This is a genomic window from Acinetobacter sp. NigerLNRRAM0016 (genome assembly GCF_054112845.1).
The window spans coordinates 1-304 of the sequence record NZ_JBSYVT010000140.1 but is presented as its reverse complement, the minus strand read 5'-3'; the positions used below and the strand labels follow the sequence as shown (position 1 = coordinate 304).

At 38.5% G+C, this 304-nt stretch carries 1 protein-coding gene; it reads right to left on the bottom strand.

The window, feature by feature from the left end:
• On the bottom strand, positions 1–304 hold a 304-nt coding region (locus ACWQ4X_RS19890), incomplete at both ends, for a hypothetical protein (RefSeq protein ID WP_457904691.1).

The following is a 304-nucleotide window of genomic DNA, read 5'->3' as shown; positions in this document are numbered from 1 at the left end:
AATTAGATCATTTGTTGACCCAATCAAAGATGGATTAATTTGCGCAAAGACACCTTCAATTTTTACAGTATTTGCAGAGACTTCATCATCTACTTGATTCAAATTAGATTGGACTTGCTCCAAAGCGCCTGTACTTGCTTTGCCTTGCAATTCAAGCTCGATCAAATCAATTTGTTCCGCATTTGCTTCAGTCGCCTGTACTGCTATTTCTAGCGAACTTCTTACTTGTGCAACTGCAGCATCATTCTCAGCAACATAGGTATCAATTTTTTGAACTGTGGCTAAATCACCATCTATTCGAGCT